Below are 18488 nucleotides of genomic sequence, written 5' to 3' on the forward strand. Positions count from 1 at the left end.
GACGTTGGAACACACACTGTAAACGGAAAGAGCTGATAAAATGGCTGATCTGAAAGCACTCGCAGAAAGCATCGTGGGTCTGACCCTGCTGGAAGCACAAGAACTGAAAACCATCCTCAAAGACGAGTACGGCATCGAGCCCGCAGCTGGCGGCGCCGTAATGGTCGCAGCTGGTGGCGACGCCGGTGGCGCAGCTGAGGAAGAAAAAACCGAATTCGACGTCGTTCTGAAGAACGCCGGCGCTTCGAAAATCAACGTGATCAAAGAAGTTCGCGGCATCACCGGTCTGGGCCTGAAAGAAGCCAAAGAGCTGGTCGAAGCTGGCGGCAAGATCAAAGAAGGCGTGGACAAAGCCGAAGCAGAAGACGTCAAAGCCAAGCTGGAAGCAGCTGGCGCCGAAGTCGAGCTGGCCTAAGTCTAGTCTCTGGCGCATCGCTGATGTGCCGAAGAATTTGGCTGGGTCCGGAGAAATCCGGGTCCAGCCGAACCTGTCTTAGAAAGGGCCTCATGGGGTGGGGCGTTTTCTAAGACACGGTTTTCGGATCGGGAGGCCACCTTCGGGACGGTGGCCACGAATTGATCCGGACGTGTCGTCTCGAATGTGCAAGATGCCGGGGCCCGACGGTGTCTTTGCCCGCTGAGAACATCGAAAGGTGACATCTGACATGGCTCAAACGTTCCTTGGCCAGAAACGTCTTCGTAAATATTACGGCAAAATCCGCGAAGTGCTGGAGATGCCGAACCTCATTGAGGTCCAGAAATCTTCTTATGATCTTTTCCTGCGCTCTGGTGATGCAGACCTGCCAACTGACGGCGAAGGCATCATGGGCGTGTTCCAGTCGGTTTTCCCGATCAAGGATTTCAACGAAACCTCCGTTCTGGAGTTCGTGAAATACGATCTGGAAAAACCGAAATACGACGTCGAAGAGTGTATGCAGCGCGACATGACCTACAGCGCGCCGCTGAAGGTCACTCTGCGTCTGATCGTATTTGATGTCGATGAGGACACCGGCGCCAAGTCGGTCAAAGACATCAAAGAACAGGACGTGTTCATGGGCGACATGCCCCTGATGACGCCGAACGGGACGTTCATCGTGAACGGTACCGAGCGTGTGATCGTGTCCCAGATGCACCGCTCGCCCGGTGTGTTCTTTGACCACGACAAGGGCAAGACCCATTCCTCGGGTAAACTGCTGTTTGCCTGCCGCATCATCCCGTATCGCGGCAGCTGGTTGGACTTTGAGTTCGACGCCAAAGACATTGTGTTCGCCCGGATCGACCGTCGCCGCAAACTGCCTGTGACCACCCTGCTGTATGCGCTGGGTCTGGATCAGGAAGCGATCATGGACGCGTATTACAACACCGTGTCCTACAAGCTGGACAAGAAGAAGGGCTGGGTCACGCCGTTCTTCCCCGAGCGCGTGCGCGGCACCCGTCCGACTTATGATCTGATCGACGCGAAATCCGGTGAAGTGATTGCTGAAGCCGGCAAGAAAGTCACCCCGCGCGCGGTCAAGAAACTGATCGACGAAGGCAGCGTCACCGACCTGCTGGTTCCGTTCGATCACATCGTTGGCAAATACGTCGCCAAGGACATCATCAATGAAGAAAACGGCGCGATCTATGTCGAAGCCGGTGATGAACTGACCTTGGAATACGACAAAGACGGTGACCTGATCGGTGGCACCGTGAAGGAACTGATCGATGCGGGCATCACCGACATCCCGGTTCTGGACATCGACAACGTCAACGTTGGTCCCTACATGCGCAACACCATGGCTCAGGACAAGAACCTGAACCGTGAAAGCGCGCTGATGGACATCTACCGCGTTATGCGTCCGGGTGAGCCGCCCACCGTCGAAGCTGCGTCGGCCCTGTTCGACACCCTGTTCTTCGACAGCGAGCGTTATGACCTGTCGGCTGTTGGTCGCGTGAAGATGAACATGCGTCTGGCTCTGGACGCGCCGGACACCCTGCGCACCCTGCGCCGCGAAGACATCGTGGCCTGCATCAAGGCGCTGGTGGAACTGCGTGACGGCAAAGGCGACGTGGACGATATCGACCACCTCGGCAACCGTCGTGTGCGTTCGGTCGGCGAACTGATGGAAAACCAGTACCGCGTTGGCCTGCTGCGCATGGAGCGCGCGATCAAAGAGCGTATGTCGTCGGTCGAGATCGACACCGTCATGCCGCAGGACCTGATCAACGCGAAACCGGCTGCGGCTGCTGTTCGCGAATTCTTTGGCTCTTCGCAGCTGTCGCAGTTCATGGACCAGACCAACCCGCTGTCGGAAGTCACCCACAAACGCCGTCTCTCGGCGCTTGGCCCGGGTGGTCTGACACGTGAACGTGCTGGCTTTGAGGTTCGCGACGTACACCCGACCCATTATGGCCGGATGTGCCCGATTGAAACGCCGGAAGGTCCGAACATTGGTCTGATCAACTCGCTGGCCACCTTTGCCCGCGTGAACAAGTATGGCTTCATCGAAACACCCTACCGCGTTGTCAAAGACGCCGAGGTGACCGATGAGGTTCACTACATGTCCGCGACCGAGGAAATGCGTCACACCGTGGCGCAGGCGAACGCGACGCTGGATGCCGATGGCAAGTTCATCAACGATCTGGTTTCGACCCGTCAGGCTGGTGACTACACACTTGCTCCGCGTGAGAATGTGGACCTGATCGACGTGTCGCCAAAACAGCTGGTCTCGGTCGCTGCATCGCTGATCCCGTTCCTTGAAAATGACGACGCCAACCGCGCTCTGATGGGCTCGAACATGCAACGTCAGGCGGTTCCGCTGCTGCGCGCCGAAGCGCCGCTGGTCGGTACCGGGATCGAGGAAAAGGTTGCGATCGACTCAGGTGCTGCGATTCAGGCGAAACGCGCGGGTATCATCGACCAGGTTGATGCTCAGCGTATCGTTATCCGCGCTACTGAGGATCTGGAACTGGGCGACGCTGGCGTTGACATCTATCGTCTGCGCAAGTTCCAGCGTTCGAACCAGAACACCTGCATCAACCAGCGTCCCCTGATCAAGGTGGGTGACACCGTCCAGAAGGGCGAGGTGATTGCCGATGGTCCGTCGACCGATATGGGTGAACTGGCGCTGGGTAAGAACGTGGTCGTCGCGTTCATGCCGTGGAACGGTTACAACTACGAAGACTCGATCCTGATCTCGGAACGTATCGCGCGTGACGACGTCTTTACCTCGGTCCATATCGAGGAGTTTGAAGTCGCCGCCCGTGACACCAAGCTTGGTCCGGAAGAGATCACCCGCGACATCCCGAACGTCGGTGAAGAAGCGCTGCGCAACCTCGATGAGGCAGGCATCGTTTACATCGGTGCGGATGTTGAGCCGGGCGATATTCTGGTCGGCAAGATCACTCCGAAGGGCGAAAGCCCGATGACCCCGGAAGAAAAGCTGCTGCGCGCCATCTTTGGTGAAAAAGCATCTGACGTGCGCGACACCTCGCTGCGTGTGAAACCGGGCGATTACGGTACGGTCGTTGAAGTCCGCGTATTCAACCGTCACGGCGTCGAGAAAGACGAGCGTGCGCTGCAGATCGAACGTGAGGAAGTCGAACGTCTGGCCCGTGACCGGGACGACGAGCTGGCGATCCTCGACCGCAACATCTGTGCGCGTCTGCAAGGCCTGATCCTTGGAAAAACCGCTGTCAAAGGCCCGAAAGGCGTCAAGGCAGGGTCGGTGATCACCGAAGAACTGCTGGAGACCCTGACCCGTGGTCAGTGGTGGCAGCTGGCGCTGGAAGGCGAGCAGGACGCACAGATTGTCGAGGCTCTGAACGAGCAGTACGAAGTGCAAAAGCGTGCTCTGGACGCCCGTTTCGAGGACAAGGTCGAGAAGGTCCGTCGTGGCGACGACCTGCCGCCGGGTGTGATGAAGATGGTCAAAGTCTTCATCGCCGTTAAGCGTAAGCTTCAGCCGGGCGATAAGATGGCCGGTCGTCACGGGAACAAGGGGGTGATCTCCAAGGTTGTTCCGATGGAAGACATGCCGTTCCTGGCTGATGGTACTCCGGTTGACTTCTGTCTGAACCCGCTGGGTGTGCCGTCGCGTATGAACGTTGGTCAGATTCTGGAAACCCACATGGGTTGGGCCGCGCGCGGTCTGGGTCTGAACATCGACGACGCGCTGGGTGAATACCGCCGCTCTGGCGACCTGACCCCGGTACGTGAGGCGATGAAACTGGCCTATGGCGAAGATGTCTACGAAGAAGGCATCACCGGTCTGGACGAGGATGGCCTGATCGAGGCTGCGGGCAACGTGACCCGTGGTGTGCCGATCGCAACCCCGGTCTTCGACGGTGCCAAAGAGGCTGACGTCAACGACGCGCTGGTGCGTGCGGGCTTCTCGGAAAGCGGCCAGTCGGTTCTGTTCGACGGTCGGACCGGTGAGCAATTCGCGCGTCCGGTGACCGTGGGCATCAAGTACCTGCTGAAACTGCACCACCTGGTGGACGACAAAATCCACGCGCGTTCGACCGGGCCGTACAGCCTGGTTACCCAGCAGCCGCTGGGCGGTAAGGCGCAGTTCGGTGGTCAGCGCTTTGGTGAGATGGAAGTCTGGGCTCTGGAAGCTTACGGCGCCGCCTACACCCTGCAGGAGATGCTCACCGTGAAATCGGATGACGTCGCCGGCCGGACCAAGGTCTATGAGTCGATCGTCAAGGGCGAGGATAACTTTGAAGCGGGCGTACCGGAATCGTTCAACGTTCTGGTTAAAGAAGTCCGCGGCCTCGGCCTGAATATGGAACTCCTGGATGCGGAGGTTGAGGAGTAAGGGCGCTGCCCTTCCTCCCGTCCCCCCTTCCGCAAGATTTGAGGTAACAAATGAACCAGGAAATCACCAACAACCCGTTCAACCCGCTGACGCCCCCGAAGGTCTTTGACGAGATCAAGGTCTCGCTGGCGTCGCCCGAGCGGATTCTGTCTTGGTCCTATGGCGAGATCAAGAAACCTGAAACCATCAACTACCGGACGTTCAAGCCTGAACGTGACGGCCTGTTCTGCGCGCGTATCTTTGGCCCGATCAAAGACTACGAATGCCTGTGCGGCAAATATAAGCGGATGAAGTATCGCGGCGTTGTCTGCGAAAAATGCGGTGTGGAAGTCACCCTGCAGAAAGTTCGCCGCGAGCGTATGGGCCACATCGAACTGGCCGCGCCTGTTGCACACATCTGGTTCCTGAAATCGCTGCCGTCCCGCATCGGTCTGATGCTGGACATGACGCTGCGCGATCTGGAACGCGTTCTGTACTTTGAAAACTACGTCGTCATCGAGCCCGGTCTGACTGACCTGACCTACGGCCAGATGCTGACCGAAGAAGAGTACATGGATGCGCAGGATGCCTATGGCATGGACGCGTTCACCGCGAATATCGGTGCTGAAGCCATCCGCGAGATGCTGGCCCAGATCGATCTGGAAGCCGAAGCCGAGCAGCTGCGTGCTGATCTGGCCGAAGCAACCGGCGAGCTGAAGCCCAAGAAAATCATCAAGCGTTTGAAGGTTGTTGAATCCTTCCTCGAGTCGGGCAACCGGCCAGAGTGGATGGTGATGACCGTGATCCCGGTCATTCCGCCGGAACTGCGTCCGCTGGTTCCGCTGGACGGTGGCCGTTTCGCAACCTCGGATCTGAACGATCTGTATCGCCGCGTCATCAACCGGAACAACCGTCTGAAGCGTCTGATCGAGCTGCGCGCGCCTGACATCATCGTCCGCAACGAAAAGCGGATGCTGCAGGAATCTGTTGACGCTCTGTTCGACAACGGTCGTCGTGGCCGCGTGATCACCGGCGCCAACAAGCGTCCGCTGAAATCGCTGTCGGACATGCTGAAGGGCAAGCAGGGTCGCTTCCGTCAGAACCTTCTGGGGAAACGCGTCGACTTCTCGGGCCGTTCGGTCATTGTGACCGGACCGGAACTCAAGCTGCACCAGTGTGGCCTGCCCAAGAAGATGGCGTTGGAGCTGTTCAAGCCGTTCATCTACTCGCGCCTTGAAGCCAAGGGTCTGTCTTCGACCGTGAAACAGGCGAAGAAACTGGTCGAGAAAGAGCGTCCCGAAGTGTGGGATATCCTCGACGAGGTGATCCGCGAACACCCTGTCATGCTGAACCGTGCGCCGACGCTGCACCGTCTTGGCATTCAGGCATTCGAGCCGGTTCTGATCGAAGGTAAAGCCATCCAGCTGCACCCGCTGGTCTGTTCGGCCTTTAACGCTGACTTCGACGGTGACCAGATGGCGGTTCACGTGCCCCTCAGCCTTGAGGCGCAGCTGGAAGCCCGTGTTCTGATGATGTCGACGAACAACGTTCTGTCGCCTGCCAACGGCGCGCCGATTATCGTTCCGTCGCAGGATATGATCCTGGGTCTCTACTATGTGACCCTGGAACGCGAAGGCATGCCGGGTGAAGGCAAGGTGTTCGGGTCGATCGACGAAGTTCAGCACGCGCTGGATTCCGGCGAAGTGCACCTGCACACCAAGATCACCGCGCGGATCACGCAGATCGACGACGAAGGCAACGAAGTTCAGAAGCGCTATGAAACCACTCCGGGCCGTCTGCGTCTGGGTGCCTTGCTGCCGATGAACAACAAAGCGCCGTTCGATCTGGTCAACCGCCTGCTGCGGAAGAAAGAAGTGCAGCAGGTGATCGACACCGTCTACCGGTATTGCGGTCAGAAAGAGTCGGTCATCTTCTGTGACCAGATCATGTCGATGGGCTTCAAAGAGGCGTTCAAGGCGGGCATCTCGTTCGGTAAGGACGACATGGTCATCCCGAACGACAAATGGGGCATCGTTGATGACACCCGCGGTCAGGTGAAGGACTTTGAACAGCAGTATATGGACGGCCTGATCACTCAGGGCGAAAAGTACAACAAAGTTGTCGATGCCTGGTCGAAGTGTAACGACCGCGTCACCGAGGCGATGATGTCGACGATCTCGTCGTCGGATCGGGCAGAGGACGGCTCTGAACAGGAACCGAACTCGGTCTACATGATGGCCCACTCGGGCGCGCGTGGCTCGGTCACTCAGATGAAGCAGCTGGGTGGTATGCGTGGCCTGATGGCCAAGCCGAACGGTGACATCATCGAGACGCCTATTATCTCGAACTTTAAAGAAGGTCTGACCGTTCTCGAGTACTTCAACTCGACCCACGGTGCCCGTAAGGGTCTGTCGGATACCGCTCTGAAGACGGCGAACTCGGGTTACCTGACCCGTCGTCTGGTGGACGTGGCGCAAGACTGTATCGTTCGTGAGATCGACTGTGGCACCGAGCGTGCGATCACTGCCGAAGCAGCCGTGAATGACGGTGAGGTTGTTGCCTCGCTGGCCGAACGTGTGCTGGGCCGTGTGGCGGCTGATGACGTGCTGCGTCCGGGCACCGATGAGGTGATCGTGGCCGCTGGTCAGCTGATCGACGAACGTATGGCTGACACCATCGACGAAGCTGGTGTTGCCTCGATGCGCATCCGCTCGCCTCTGACCTGTGAGTCCGAGGAAGGCGTCTGCGCAACCTGCTACGGTCGTGACCTTGCACGCGGTACCATGGTCAATACAGGTGAAGCTGTCGGCATCATCGCCGCGCAGTCGATCGGTGAACCCGGTACACAGCTGACCATGCGGACCTTCCACATCGGTGGTGTTGCCCAAGGTGGTCAGCAGTCGTTCCAGGAAGCCAACCAGGAAGGCGTTGTGGCGTTCGAGAACCCGCAGATCCTGGTCAATGCCGCAGGCGAAAGCCTGGTCATGGGCCGGAACATGAAGCTGGTGATTAACGACGAACACGGCGAAGAGCGTGCCAGCTTCAAGCTGGGTTACGGCTCCAAGCTGTTCGTCAAGGATGGCACCAAAGTGGCCCGTGGCGACAAGCTGTTCGAGTGGGACCCGTACACCCTGCCGATCATCGCCGAGAAAGCCGGTACTGCGAAATACGTTGACCTTGTTTCGGGCCTTGCTGTCCGCGACGAGACCGACGAAGCAACCGGTATGACCCAGAAGATCGTGATCGACTGGCGCGCCGCCCCCAAAGGCAGCGACCTGAAGCCCGAGATCATTCTGGTCGGTGAAGATGGCGAGCCGGTCCGCAACGATGCGGGCAACCCGGTTCACTATCCGATGTCGGTGGATGCGATCCTCTCGGTCGAAGACGGTCAGCAGGTCGAAGCCGGTGACGTTGTTGCGCGTATCCCGCGTGAAGGCGCCAAGACCAAGGACATTACCGGTGGTCTGCCGCGTGTGGCCGAACTGTTCGAAGCCCGCCGTCCGAAAGATCACGCGATCATCGCAGAAGCCGATGGTTACGTGCGCTTTGGCCGCGACTACAAGAACAAGCGCCGCATCAGCATCGAACCGGCTGACGAGTCCATGGAGACCATCGAGTACATGGTGCCCAAGGGCAAGCACATCCCGGTCGCCGAAGGGGACTTTATCCAGAAGGGTGAATACCTGATGGACGGTAACCCGGCTCCGCATGACATCCTGTCCATCATGGGTGTCGAAGCGCTGGCGGATTACATGATCGACGAGGTGCAGGACGTCTATCGTCTGCAGGGCGTGAAGATCAACGACAAGCACATCGAGGTCATCGTGCGCCAGATGCTGCAGAAGTGGGAAATCCTGGATTCAGGCGACACCACCCTGCTGAAAGGCGAGCATGTCGACAAACAAGAGTTCGACGCGGCCAACGAGAAGACCATCGCCCGCGGTGGTCGTCCGGCACAGGGCGAGCCGATCCTCTTGGGGATCACCAAAGCCTCGCTGCAGACGCGTTCGTTCATCTCGGCGGCGTCGTTCCAGGAAACCACCCGCGTGCTGACCGAAGCTTCGGTTCAGGGCAAGAAAGACAAGCTGGTTGGCCTGAAAGAGAACGTCATCGTTGGTCGCCTGATCCCTGCCGGTACCGGTGGTGCGACCCAGGCCGTGCGTCAGGTTGCTCAGTCGCGCGACAACGTCGTGATCGAAGCCCGCCGGGAAGAGGCCGAAGCGGCCGCTGCCTTGGCTGCGCCGATGATCGACGACGACATGGTCGGCGACGAACTGGACGTTCTGGTGGAAACACCGGAAAGCCGCGAATAAGCCTCGGCACATAGAAATTGAGAAGGCCCTGCGGTATCGCGGGGCCTTTTTGTTTGAGGTCGCACCTCATTCACATCGCTTAAAGGGCAGGATGGGCGTGCGGCTTTTGGGATCAGTCGACGGCCCTTTGATACAGGTGCCACGTGGTATGGCCAAGGATCGGCAGGGTGAAGATCAGGCCAATAAATGCCGGGATCAGCGACAACACCATGGTGATTGAGATGATTGCCGCCCAGGTCAGCATGACCACCGGGCTTTCCGACACGGCGCGAAGGGAGGTCAGCATGGCGGACACGAAATTGGTCTCGCGGTCCAGCAGCATGGGCATGGCGATAACTGTTACGGCGAAGAGGACACCCGACAATACCGCTCCGATACATGTGCCAACGGCAAGGAAGGTCCAGCCTTGGGGAGTGAAAAATACGGTATTCAGAAATCCGTCGAAATCCGAAAAGGATGCGTTCTGAAGGATGATCGCAAGCCACAGGCGAACCTGATAAATCCACACCCAGAATATGAACAGCGTGACAAACGCCATCCAACCCAGTTCGCGTTTGCGTTGATCGGCCATGACGGTCAGAATGTCCCTCCAGCCGAAGCTTTCCCCGTTCTGTAAGCGACGGGACATTTCATAAAGCCCGGCAGCGGCGAAAGGGGCGACAAGTGGAAAGCCGACAACGGCGGGAATGATCATCCAGATCTTGCCAAGCCAGACCAAGGCCCACACGAACAGGATGCCGAAAACCGCATAGAACAGTCCGAAAAAGCCACTCATGACAGGGCGTGCCAGAAAGTCCGAAAACCCTGCCTTCAAAGACGCGGTAATATCCCCCGCAGTCAGTCTGTTGACCTTAGGCATGGTCTGTTGCTGAGGCGTCAGATTGTCTGGCGGTGTGGAACCCGTGGTGCTGGAATTCATGACACATTCCTCGCAAGGCAAAGAGGCGTCTGGCCCATCAGTGCGAAGGCCCGATCGTAAAGCAGAGATGCCTCGTACTGCATTTAAGTTTGCATCAGGCGACAGATAGGAGCAAGGGGGCCGTCAAGACGCTTTTGACCTCTCATGATGAGTTGACAATCAGATCGGTGATGGTGCCAATGCCGGGGTTTGTGATTTACAGGACCCGGCTCGCATGACCCCCAATGTGAAAGGCGCGCTGCTGATGATGAGCAGCATGGCCGCGTTTACGGTGAACGACACTCTGGTCAAGGTGGCCCTGCAAGAGATGCCGCTGTTTCAGCTGGTGACTATACGCGGGATGCTGGCCACGGTTCTGGTCTACATACTGGCGCGTAATCTGGGGGCTTTGCACCTGAATTTTCCACGTCACGACAAGTGGTTGGTGGTGCTTCGGTGTATTGCCGAGGTCTCGGCCACGTTCTTCTTTCTGACAGCTCTGAAACATATGCCACTGGCGAATGTCACTGCGGTGTTGCAGGCTTTGCCCCTGACGGTGACGCTGGGGGCGGTTCTGTTTTTCTCAGAGCAGATCGGCTGGCGGCGGATCACGGCGATTGCGGTCGGTTTCGTCGGGATGCTGCTGATTGTGCGCCCGGGACCTGACGGGTTCAGTATCTATGCCTTGTACGCGCTGGCTGCGATGGCCTCTGTCACTGTTCGGGATCTGATCACACGCCGTATGTCTGCCGCGGTGCCGTCGATGGTTGTGACATTGGCGACATCGTTGACTATTACGCTCACGGCCTGCGTGGTTTCAGCGTTTGAAGGCTGGGTGCCGGTGTCGGTCGAAAACGGGGCGCTGGTGGTGTCGGCGGCGGTGTTTGTACTGATCGGATATCTGTCCAGTGTGATGGTGATGCGTGTGGGCGAGGTCGGTTTCATCGCGCCGTTCCGCTATTCCAGTCTGATCTGGGCGCTGGGGCTTGGCTGGTTGGTTTTCGACGAATGGCCGGACACGATCACCATGTTCGGGGCCGCGCTGGTCGTTGCGGCGGGCCTGTTCACCTTGTTCCGGGAAAGATCAGATCAAGCGGCAGAGTGAACTCGGCGAACCGCGTCCTGGTCGATAGCGAACCGCGCGATGAACTCCCCCTCTTGTTCACGGTTCAGCGGTAGCAGTTCGGCCTTGTTGTTGCGGGCATGGTACGAGTCGTTGAATTGACTTAGGCTGCGGACCCACATCGGCGCGTCGGGATAGCTGATCACGGGCATAAAATTCCCGATCCGATGATGGCCGAAATTCATGATAGTCAGGTCGCAACCAGCACGCACATACATGCCCAGACCAACACCCAGCAGGGGTTGGAACTTTTGCCGGGCCACAATGCCCCCGGCCCCAAAGCGGGCAAAGAAGCCACTGTTATAGTCGATGGCGACGGTTCGGCTTTTTTCGATCAGCCTCCTGCCGTCTTCTAAGGAACCACGCAGGCGTTCTACGAAGTCCACCGATACGGCGTCGTCGTCATCATGTCGAAATTGCAGGCAGGGAGCATCGAAGCTGCCGCGCGCCGCGTTTATGACCTCTTTCATTACCTTGCGCTGACGCATCGGTTCGCGGGCGATGATCTGGACCTGTTTCATGCCAGCCGTCAGATCGTGCAACCTGTCATAGGCGGGTTTGGGCAGGCACTCACCGATCACAATGAGAAGTTTGAAATCCTCGTCGGTTTGTTCCCTGAAACAGGGCAGGGTAACGGTTTCGAACAGGCGGAACCGCTCTTCCAGACGGTTGGGATTATAGAGGTACCGCCTGCGGTCCTCGATCGTGTCATGCTCTACCTGAAAGCCGCCATAAGCAGGGTAGGAAAAGCGGCAAAGGCCGATAACTTGCATGATTCATCCGTGGTTCCGTCTGTTAACGGGACTATGCCCTTGCAGGCCGTGGCCCGCAACGACTGTGGCGCTGGAAATCCTTGTTGCACCCTGATAAATCCGCCTGAACCGGCCTGTTGGGCGCTCGATCGGGTCGCACTGTTGACACCGCGCCCGACTCCCCCTATTACGCGCGTCATCTCGGTACCGGGGGCCGCCCCATAGCCGATTTCAGTAATGAACTGGTCAAGACCCGGACAATTTTGCCGTTCGCGTCCTCTGATAACCAACCGCGACGTTCACCTCGGAATGGGAACGCTCGCGGATTTTGCGCTTGTGGACGCATGAGTGCAGCGAATTTAACCGCACGCAATGCGCGTGCATGTCATGTGTGTTGCAAAACGGGGAAGAAACCGGAATGCCAACTATTCAACAGCTGATCCGCAAGCCGCGGCAGCCCAAAGTAAAACGCTCGAAGTCCATGCACCTGGAGCAGTGCCCGCAGAAACGCGGCGTCTGCACCCGTGTGTACACCACCACACCAAAAAAGCCGAACTCGGCGATGCGTAAGGTTGCCAAGGTGCGCCTGACCAACGGGTTCGAGGTCATCTCGTACATCCCCGGTGAAAGCCACAACCTGCAGGAACACTCGGTTGTTCTGATCCGTGGCGGCCGTGTGAAAGACCTTCCCGGTGTGCGTTACCACATCCTGCGCGGTGTTCTGGATACTCAGGGCGTCAAAGATCGTAAGCAGCGTCGTTCGAAATACGGCGCGAAGCGTCCCAAGTAAGAAGGAGAGGCTGATATGTCACGTCGTCACGCCGCCGAAAAACGCGAAGTCCTGCCTGACGCCAAATTTGGCGACAAGGTACTGACCAAATTCATGAACAACCTGATGATCGACGGCAAGAAGTCGGTCGCAGAGCGCATTGTCTACAACGCCTTTGATCGCGTTGAGAACAAGATCAAGCGCGCACCTGTCGAAGTGTTCCACGAAGCCCTCGACAACATCAAACCGTCGGTCGAGGTTCGCTCGCGCCGGGTTGGTGGTGCAACCTATCAGGTTCCGGTCGAAGTCCGTCCTGAGCGCCGCGAAGCACTGGCCATCCGCTGGCTGATCACTGCTGCGCGCGGTCGCAACGAAAACACCATGGAAGAACGCCTCGCCGGTGAACTGCTGGACGCTGTACAGTCCCGCGGTACTGCCGTGAAGAAGCGCGAAGACACCCACAAGATGGCCGAGGCGAACAAAGCCTTCAGCCACTACCGTTGGTAATTCAGAGGCTTATCAAAAATGGCACGCGAATATCCGCTCGAACTATACCGTAACTTCGGTATCATGGCGCACATCGACGCAGGTAAGACCACCTGCTCGGAGCGTATCCTGTATTACACTGGTAAATCCCACAACATCGGTGAGGTGCACGATGGTGCAGCCACCATGGACTGGATGGAGCAGGAGCAGGAACGCGGCATCACCATCACTTCGGCTGCGACCACCACTTTCTGGGAGCGCACCGAGGACGGTCAGACCGCCGATACCCCCAAGCACCGCCTGAACATCATCGACACCCCCGGCCACGTTGACTTCACGATCGAAGTTGAGCGTTCGCTGGCGGTTCTCGACGGTGCCGTCTGCGTTCTGGACGCAAACGCCGGTGTTGAGCCCCAGACCGAAACCGTGTGGCGTCAGGCTGATCGCTACAAGGTTCCGCGTATGGTTTTCGTCAACAAAATGGACAAGATCGGCGCAGACTTCTTCAACTGCGTTCGCATGATCGAAGACCGCACCGGCGCACGCGCTGTTCCGGTTGGTATTCCGATCGGCGCCGAGTCCGAGCTGGAAGGTCTGATCGACCTGGTCACCATGGAAGAGTGGCTGTGGCAGGGCGAAGATCTGGGCGCAAGCTGGATCAAAGCCCCCATCCGCGACAGCCTGAAAGACATGGCTGACGAATGGCGCGGCAAGATGATCGAAGCGGCCGTCGAAATGGACGACGACGCGATGATGGAATACCTGGAAGGCAATGAGCCCGACGTTCCGACCCTGCGCGCCCTGCTGCGCAAAGGCACTCTGGACATCGCGTTCGTTCCGGTTCTGGGTGGTTCGGCGTTCAAGAACAAAGGCGTTCAGCCGCTGCTCAACGCTGTGATCGACTATCTGCCCAGCCCGCTGGACGTTGTTGATTACATGGGCTTCAAACCCGGCGACGAGGAAGAAGTTCGTGACATCGCACGTCGTGCCGATGACGCAATGGCGTTCTCGGGTCTGGCGTTCAAAATCATGAACGACCCCTTCGTTGGTTCGCTGACTTTCACCCGGATTTACTCGGGCACCATGAACAAGGGTGACTCGATCCTGAACTCGACCAAAGGTAAGAAAGAGCGCATCGGTCGTATGATGATGATGCACTCGAACAACCGGGAAGAGATCGAAGAAGCGTTTGCAGGCGACATCATTGCGCTGGCGGGTCTGAAAGACACCACCACCGGTGACACCCTGTGTGATGCGAAGGATCCGGTGGTTCTGGAAACCATGACCTTCCCTGATCCGGTGATCGAGATCGCGGTTGAGCCCAAAACCAAGGGCGACCAAGAGAAGATGTCTCAGGGTCTGGCCCGTCTGGCCGCTGAAGACCCGTCCTTCCGTGTGGAAACCGACCTGGAATCCGGTCAGACCATCATGAAGGGCATGGGCGAACTTCACCTGGACATCCTGGTTGATCGTCTGAAGCGCGAGTTCAAGGTCGAGGCGAACATCGGTGCACCGCAGGTGGCATACCGTGAAACCATCTCGATGCCGGTCGAGCACACCTACACCCACAAGAAACAGTCGGGTGGTTCGGGTCAGTTCGGTGAAGTTAAGCTGGAAATCCAGCCGACCGAGCCGGGCGAAGGTTATTCGTTCGAAAGCCGCATCGTTGGTGGTGCCGTTCCGAAGGAATACATCCCGGGTGTTGAAAAAGGCATCAACTCGGTCATGGACAGCGGCCCGCTGGCTGGCTTCCCCGTGATCGACTTCAAGGTTGCCCTGCTGGACGGTAAGTTCCACGACGTTGACTCGAGCGTTCTGGCGTTCGAAATCGCGGCCCGTATGTGTATGCGTGAAGGCATGCGCAAAGCTGGCGCGAAACTGCTGGAACCGATCATGAAGGTCGAAGTGATCACCCCGGAAGAATACACCGGCGGTATCATCGGCGACCTGACCTCGCGTCGTGGCCAGGTGTCTGGTCAGGAACCGCGCGGCAACGCGATCGCGATCGACGCGTTCGTTCCGCTGGCGAACATGTTCGGCTACATCAACACTCTGCGTTCGATGTCGTCGGGCCGTGCCCAGTTCACCATGCAGTTCGACCACTACGATCCGGTTCCGCAGAACATCTCGGACGAGATCCAGGCGAAATACGCATAAGCGACGATTTGAGGGAGCTCCGGTCAGGGGCTCCCTTCATTACCGAAAAAGGAGGCCATCATGGCAAAGGAAAAGTTTGAGCGTACAAAACCGCACGTCAACATCGGCACGATTGGCCACGTTGACCACGGCAAGACCACGCTGACCGCAGCAATCACCAAGTATTTCGGTGACTTCAAAGCGTATGACCAGATTGACGGTGCGCCGGAAGAGAAAGCGCGCGGCATCACCATCTCGACCGCCCACGTGGAATACGAGACCGACAACCGCCACTATGCGCATGTCGACTGCCCCGGCCACGCCGACTACGTCAAGAACATGATCACCGGTGCCGCTCAAATGGACGGCGCGATCCTGGTTGTGAACGCTGCTGACGGCCCGATGCCGCAGACGCGTGAGCACATCCTGCTGGGCCGCCAGGTTGGCATCCCGAAGATGGTCGTGTTCATGAACAAAGTTGACCAGGTTGACGACGAAGAGCTGCTGGAACTGGTGGAAATGGAAATCCGCGAGCTGCTGTCTTCGTATGAATACCCCGGCGACGATATTCCGATCATCGCAGGTTCGGCTCTGGCCGCGATGGAAGGCAACAACCCGGAAATCGGCGAAGAGAAGATCAAGGAACTGATGGCGGCTGTTGATGACTACATCGACACCCCTGAGCGTGCTGTTGACCAGCCGTTCCTGATGCCGATCGAAGACGTGTTCTCGATCTCGGGCCGTGGTACCGTTGTTACGGGTCGTGTTGAGCGTGGCGTGATCAACGTTGGCGACGAGATCGAAATCGTCGGCATCCGCGACACTTCGAAAACCACCTGCACCGGCGTTGAAATGTTCCGCAAGCTGCTGGACCGCGGTGAAGCAGGCGACAACATCGGCGCCCTGCTGCGTGGTGTGGATCGTGACGGCGTTGAGCGTGGCCAGGTTCTGTGTAAGCCGGGTTCGGTTACACCGCACACCAAGTTCGAAGCCGAAGCCTACATCCTGACCAAGGAAGAAGGCGGTCGTCACACTCCGTTCTTCGCGAACTACCGTCCGCAGTTCTACTTCCGTACGACTGACGTGACCGGCACCGTGACCCTGGCCGAAGGCACCGAGATGGTCATGCCTGGCGACAACGTGTCGTTCGGCGTTGAGCTGATCGCCCCGATCGCGATGGAAAACGGCCTGCGCTTTGCGATCCGCGAAGGCGGCCGCACCGTCGGCGCCGGCGTTGTGTCGAAAATCATCGAGTAATTCGCTCTGGCGAAATGCTATGGAAAGGGCGCCCCTCGGGGCGCCCTTTTTTCATTTTCGGATTGACCCACCTAGATGCTAACCTCTTTCACATTGAGACATTGCAATTAGAAAGAGGTCATAAGATGCACGTATCTGCGCGTTCAATCTGCCTTGTCGCAGCAATTGCTTTCTCATCTACCTCGGCCTTCGCCCAGGAAATTGCGGACCGCATCTATTCTGGTGGACCAATTGTAACGATGGACGATACGACCCCGTCCGCCGAAGCGGTCGCGGTTAAAGATGGGCGCATTCTGGCCGTTGGATCGCTTTCTGATCTCTCTGCGCATCAAGGTGTGGAAACGGAAACCTTCAATCTGAACGGGCGCGCAATGCTTCCGGGGTTTGTCGATAGCCACGGGCATGTCGTCATGGGGGGATTGCAGGCGTTGTCCGCCAACCTCCTCGCGCCGCCGGATGGAGAAGTTGTGGACATCGCCAGTCTGCAATCATCACTGTCCAACTGGGCTGCTAAAAATGCGGATGCTGTTGAACAGGTGAAAATGATCATCGGCTTTGGTTACGACAATGCTCAGCTAAAAGAACTGCGCCATCCGACGCGCCAGGATTTGGACGCGGTATCCGAAGATTTACCCGTCATCATCATCCATCAATCCGGGCATATTGGGGTCGCCAACTCAAAAGCATTGGAACTGGCGGGTATCACAGCGGCTTCAGAGGCTCCTCCGGGTGGCGTTATTCAACGCGATGAGGCCGGAGAGCCCAATGGTGTTCTGGAGGAGTACGCGTTCTTTTCTGTGCTGGTGCCCATGTTGGGAAATCTCGGAGAGGAGGGTTTGGCGGCTTTCGCTCAGGCAGGGGCCAATCTCTGGGCCAAGTTTGGATATACGACCGGGCAAGAAGGCCGGTCTTCTGGCGAAATTGTCGAGGTTCTTAGGAAAGTCGGTGCCGAGAAGGGGCTTCCGATCGACGTGGTTGCCTTCCCGGACGTTCTGGAGTCGCGAGACTACATTGGTGCCAACACCTCAAAGACCTACGACAACCGTGTTCGGGTCGGCGGCTGTAAGCTCACTATTGACGGATCACCTCAGGGTTTCACGGCATTGAGGGATAGACCCTACTACAATCCGGTTGGGAACTATGCTGCCGGATATGCCGGATATGCTGCGATCACGATGGAACAACTTCAGGACGCAGTGAACTGGTGTTACGAAAACGGGCTCCAAATCCTTGTGCATTCCAATGGGGAAGGGGCTTCTGACATGCTGATAGCTGCGCTCGAAGAAGCACAGATAAAGTATGGCGACCCCGGAAATCGTCCGGTTTTGATCCACGGTCAGTTTTTAAGAGAGGATCAGGTTGCCAGTCTAAAACGCCTCGGTGTATTCCCGTCGCTTTTCCCGATGCACACATTCTACTGGGGGGATTGGCACCGCGATCACACCGTTGGGCCAATCAATGCGGATAATATCTCACCCACAGGATGGCTGCGCGAGCGGGATATGATGTTCGGCACACACCACGATGCCCCGGTGGCCTTCCCGGACAGCATGCGTGTTCTTGCAGCAACGGTAACACGCCGCACGCGGTCTGGCGACATTTTGGGGCCGCATCAGAGGGTCGATGTTATGACTGCCTTGAAGGCGATGACAATCTGGCCCGCGTGGCAGCATTTCGAGGAACATGACAAGGGGTCGATTGAAGTTGGTAAAGTTGCGGACTTCGTGATCCTGTCGGACGACCCCACATCAGTTGACCCAGAGACACTGGCGGAACTTGAAGTTCTTGTAACCGTGAAGGGCGACGAGGTTGTTTATGAAGCGGAAGTGGGTATCAGAGAGGGCAAATTGAACTATTCGCCGTTCTCAAATGATCCAGTGATTGCCCATCTGTTTCTGCATGCGGTCTACCAAGGGATGAAGGTAGAAGACCCATGGCTGATCCGGAATTAGCACCAAGTTGCCCGCAGCAAC

General features: G+C 57.8%; 11 protein-coding genes. 9 read left to right on the plus strand and 2 right to left on the minus strand.

Annotated features, from left to right (window positions below; translation table 11 throughout):
* Positions 1-40: 40 nt before the first annotated feature.
* The 3 genes from rplL (at position 41) to rpoC (ending at position 9094) form a co-directional block, all read left to right on the plus strand.
* Positions 41-415, plus strand: a complete 375-nt coding sequence (rplL, locus tag ACOQOY_RS14165; RefSeq protein WP_170446876.1) for a 50S ribosomal protein L7/L12 — start codon at positions 41-43, stop codon at positions 413-415.
* Between the two features lie 250 nt (positions 416-665).
* A complete protein-coding gene (gene rpoB, locus ACOQOY_RS14170) occupies positions 666-4802 on the plus strand; it encodes a DNA-directed RNA polymerase subunit beta (RefSeq protein WP_420586050.1) in 4137 nt (1378 codons plus the stop codon).
* A 50-nt stretch (positions 4803-4852) separates the two neighbouring features.
* Positions 4853-9094 carry a DNA-directed RNA polymerase subunit beta' gene (gene rpoC, locus ACOQOY_RS14175; RefSeq protein WP_420586051.1) on the plus strand — a complete coding sequence of 1414 codons (4242 nt, stop codon included), beginning with the start codon at positions 4853-4855 and terminating at the stop codon, positions 9092-9094.
* 112 nt (positions 9095-9206) lie between these two features.
* Here rpoC and ACOQOY_RS14180 read toward each other — a convergent pair whose 3' ends face one another.
* On the minus strand, positions 9207-10013 hold the full coding sequence (locus ACOQOY_RS14180) for a DUF2189 domain-containing protein (RefSeq protein ID WP_420586052.1): 807 nt from the start codon (positions 10011-10013) through the stop codon (positions 9207-9209).
* A 214-nt stretch (positions 10014-10227) separates the two neighbouring features.
* Here ACOQOY_RS14180 and ACOQOY_RS14185 point away from each other — a divergent pair, with 214 nt between their 5' ends.
* Entirely contained in the window at positions 10228-11097 is an 870-nt protein-coding gene (locus ACOQOY_RS14185; protein ID WP_420586053.1) for a DMT family transporter, read from the plus strand.
* On the opposite strand, the gene ACOQOY_RS14190 is transcribed toward ACOQOY_RS14185, so the two are convergent.
* The gene (locus ACOQOY_RS14190) at positions 11082-11888 is read right to left on the minus strand and encodes a putative rhamnosyl transferase (RefSeq protein WP_420586054.1); all 807 of its coding nucleotides are present in this window, start codon (positions 11886-11888) and stop codon (positions 11082-11084) included. The two genes, ACOQOY_RS14185 and ACOQOY_RS14190, sit on opposite strands and share 16 nt — an antisense overlap.
* 397 nt (positions 11889-12285) lie before the next feature.
* Here ACOQOY_RS14190 and rpsL point away from each other — a divergent pair, with 397 nt between their 5' ends.
* From rpsL to ACOQOY_RS14215, 5 genes are all read left to right on the plus strand, one after another.
* A complete protein-coding gene (gene rpsL, locus ACOQOY_RS14195; RefSeq protein WP_005621086.1) occupies positions 12286-12657 on the plus strand; it encodes a 30S ribosomal protein S12 in 372 nt (123 codons plus the stop codon).
* Between the two features lie 15 nt (positions 12658-12672).
* Entirely contained in the window at positions 12673-13143 is a 471-nt protein-coding gene (gene rpsG / locus ACOQOY_RS14200) for a 30S ribosomal protein S7 (protein ID WP_039529242.1), read from the plus strand.
* An 18-nt stretch (positions 13144-13161) separates the two neighbouring features.
* Positions 13162-15279, plus strand: a complete 2118-nt coding sequence (fusA, locus tag ACOQOY_RS14205) for an elongation factor G (protein WP_420586055.1) — start codon at positions 13162-13164, stop codon at positions 15277-15279.
* Positions 15280-15339: 60 nt separating this feature from the next.
* Positions 15340-16515: an elongation factor Tu gene (gene tuf, locus ACOQOY_RS14210; RefSeq protein WP_420586056.1), complete on the plus strand. Its 1176-nt coding sequence runs from the start codon at positions 15340-15342 to the stop codon at positions 16513-16515.
* A gap of 62 nt (positions 16516-16577) precedes the next feature.
* Positions 16578-18467, plus strand: coding sequence for an amidohydrolase (locus ACOQOY_RS14215; RefSeq protein ID WP_420586057.1), 1890 nt, complete (start codon positions 16578-16580; stop codon positions 18465-18467).
* The last annotated feature ends 21 nt before the right edge of the window (positions 18468-18488 follow it).

Source organism: Ruegeria sp. (assembly GCF_965221235.1).
Lineage (GTDB): Bacteria > Pseudomonadota > Alphaproteobacteria > Rhodobacterales > Rhodobacteraceae > Ruegeria.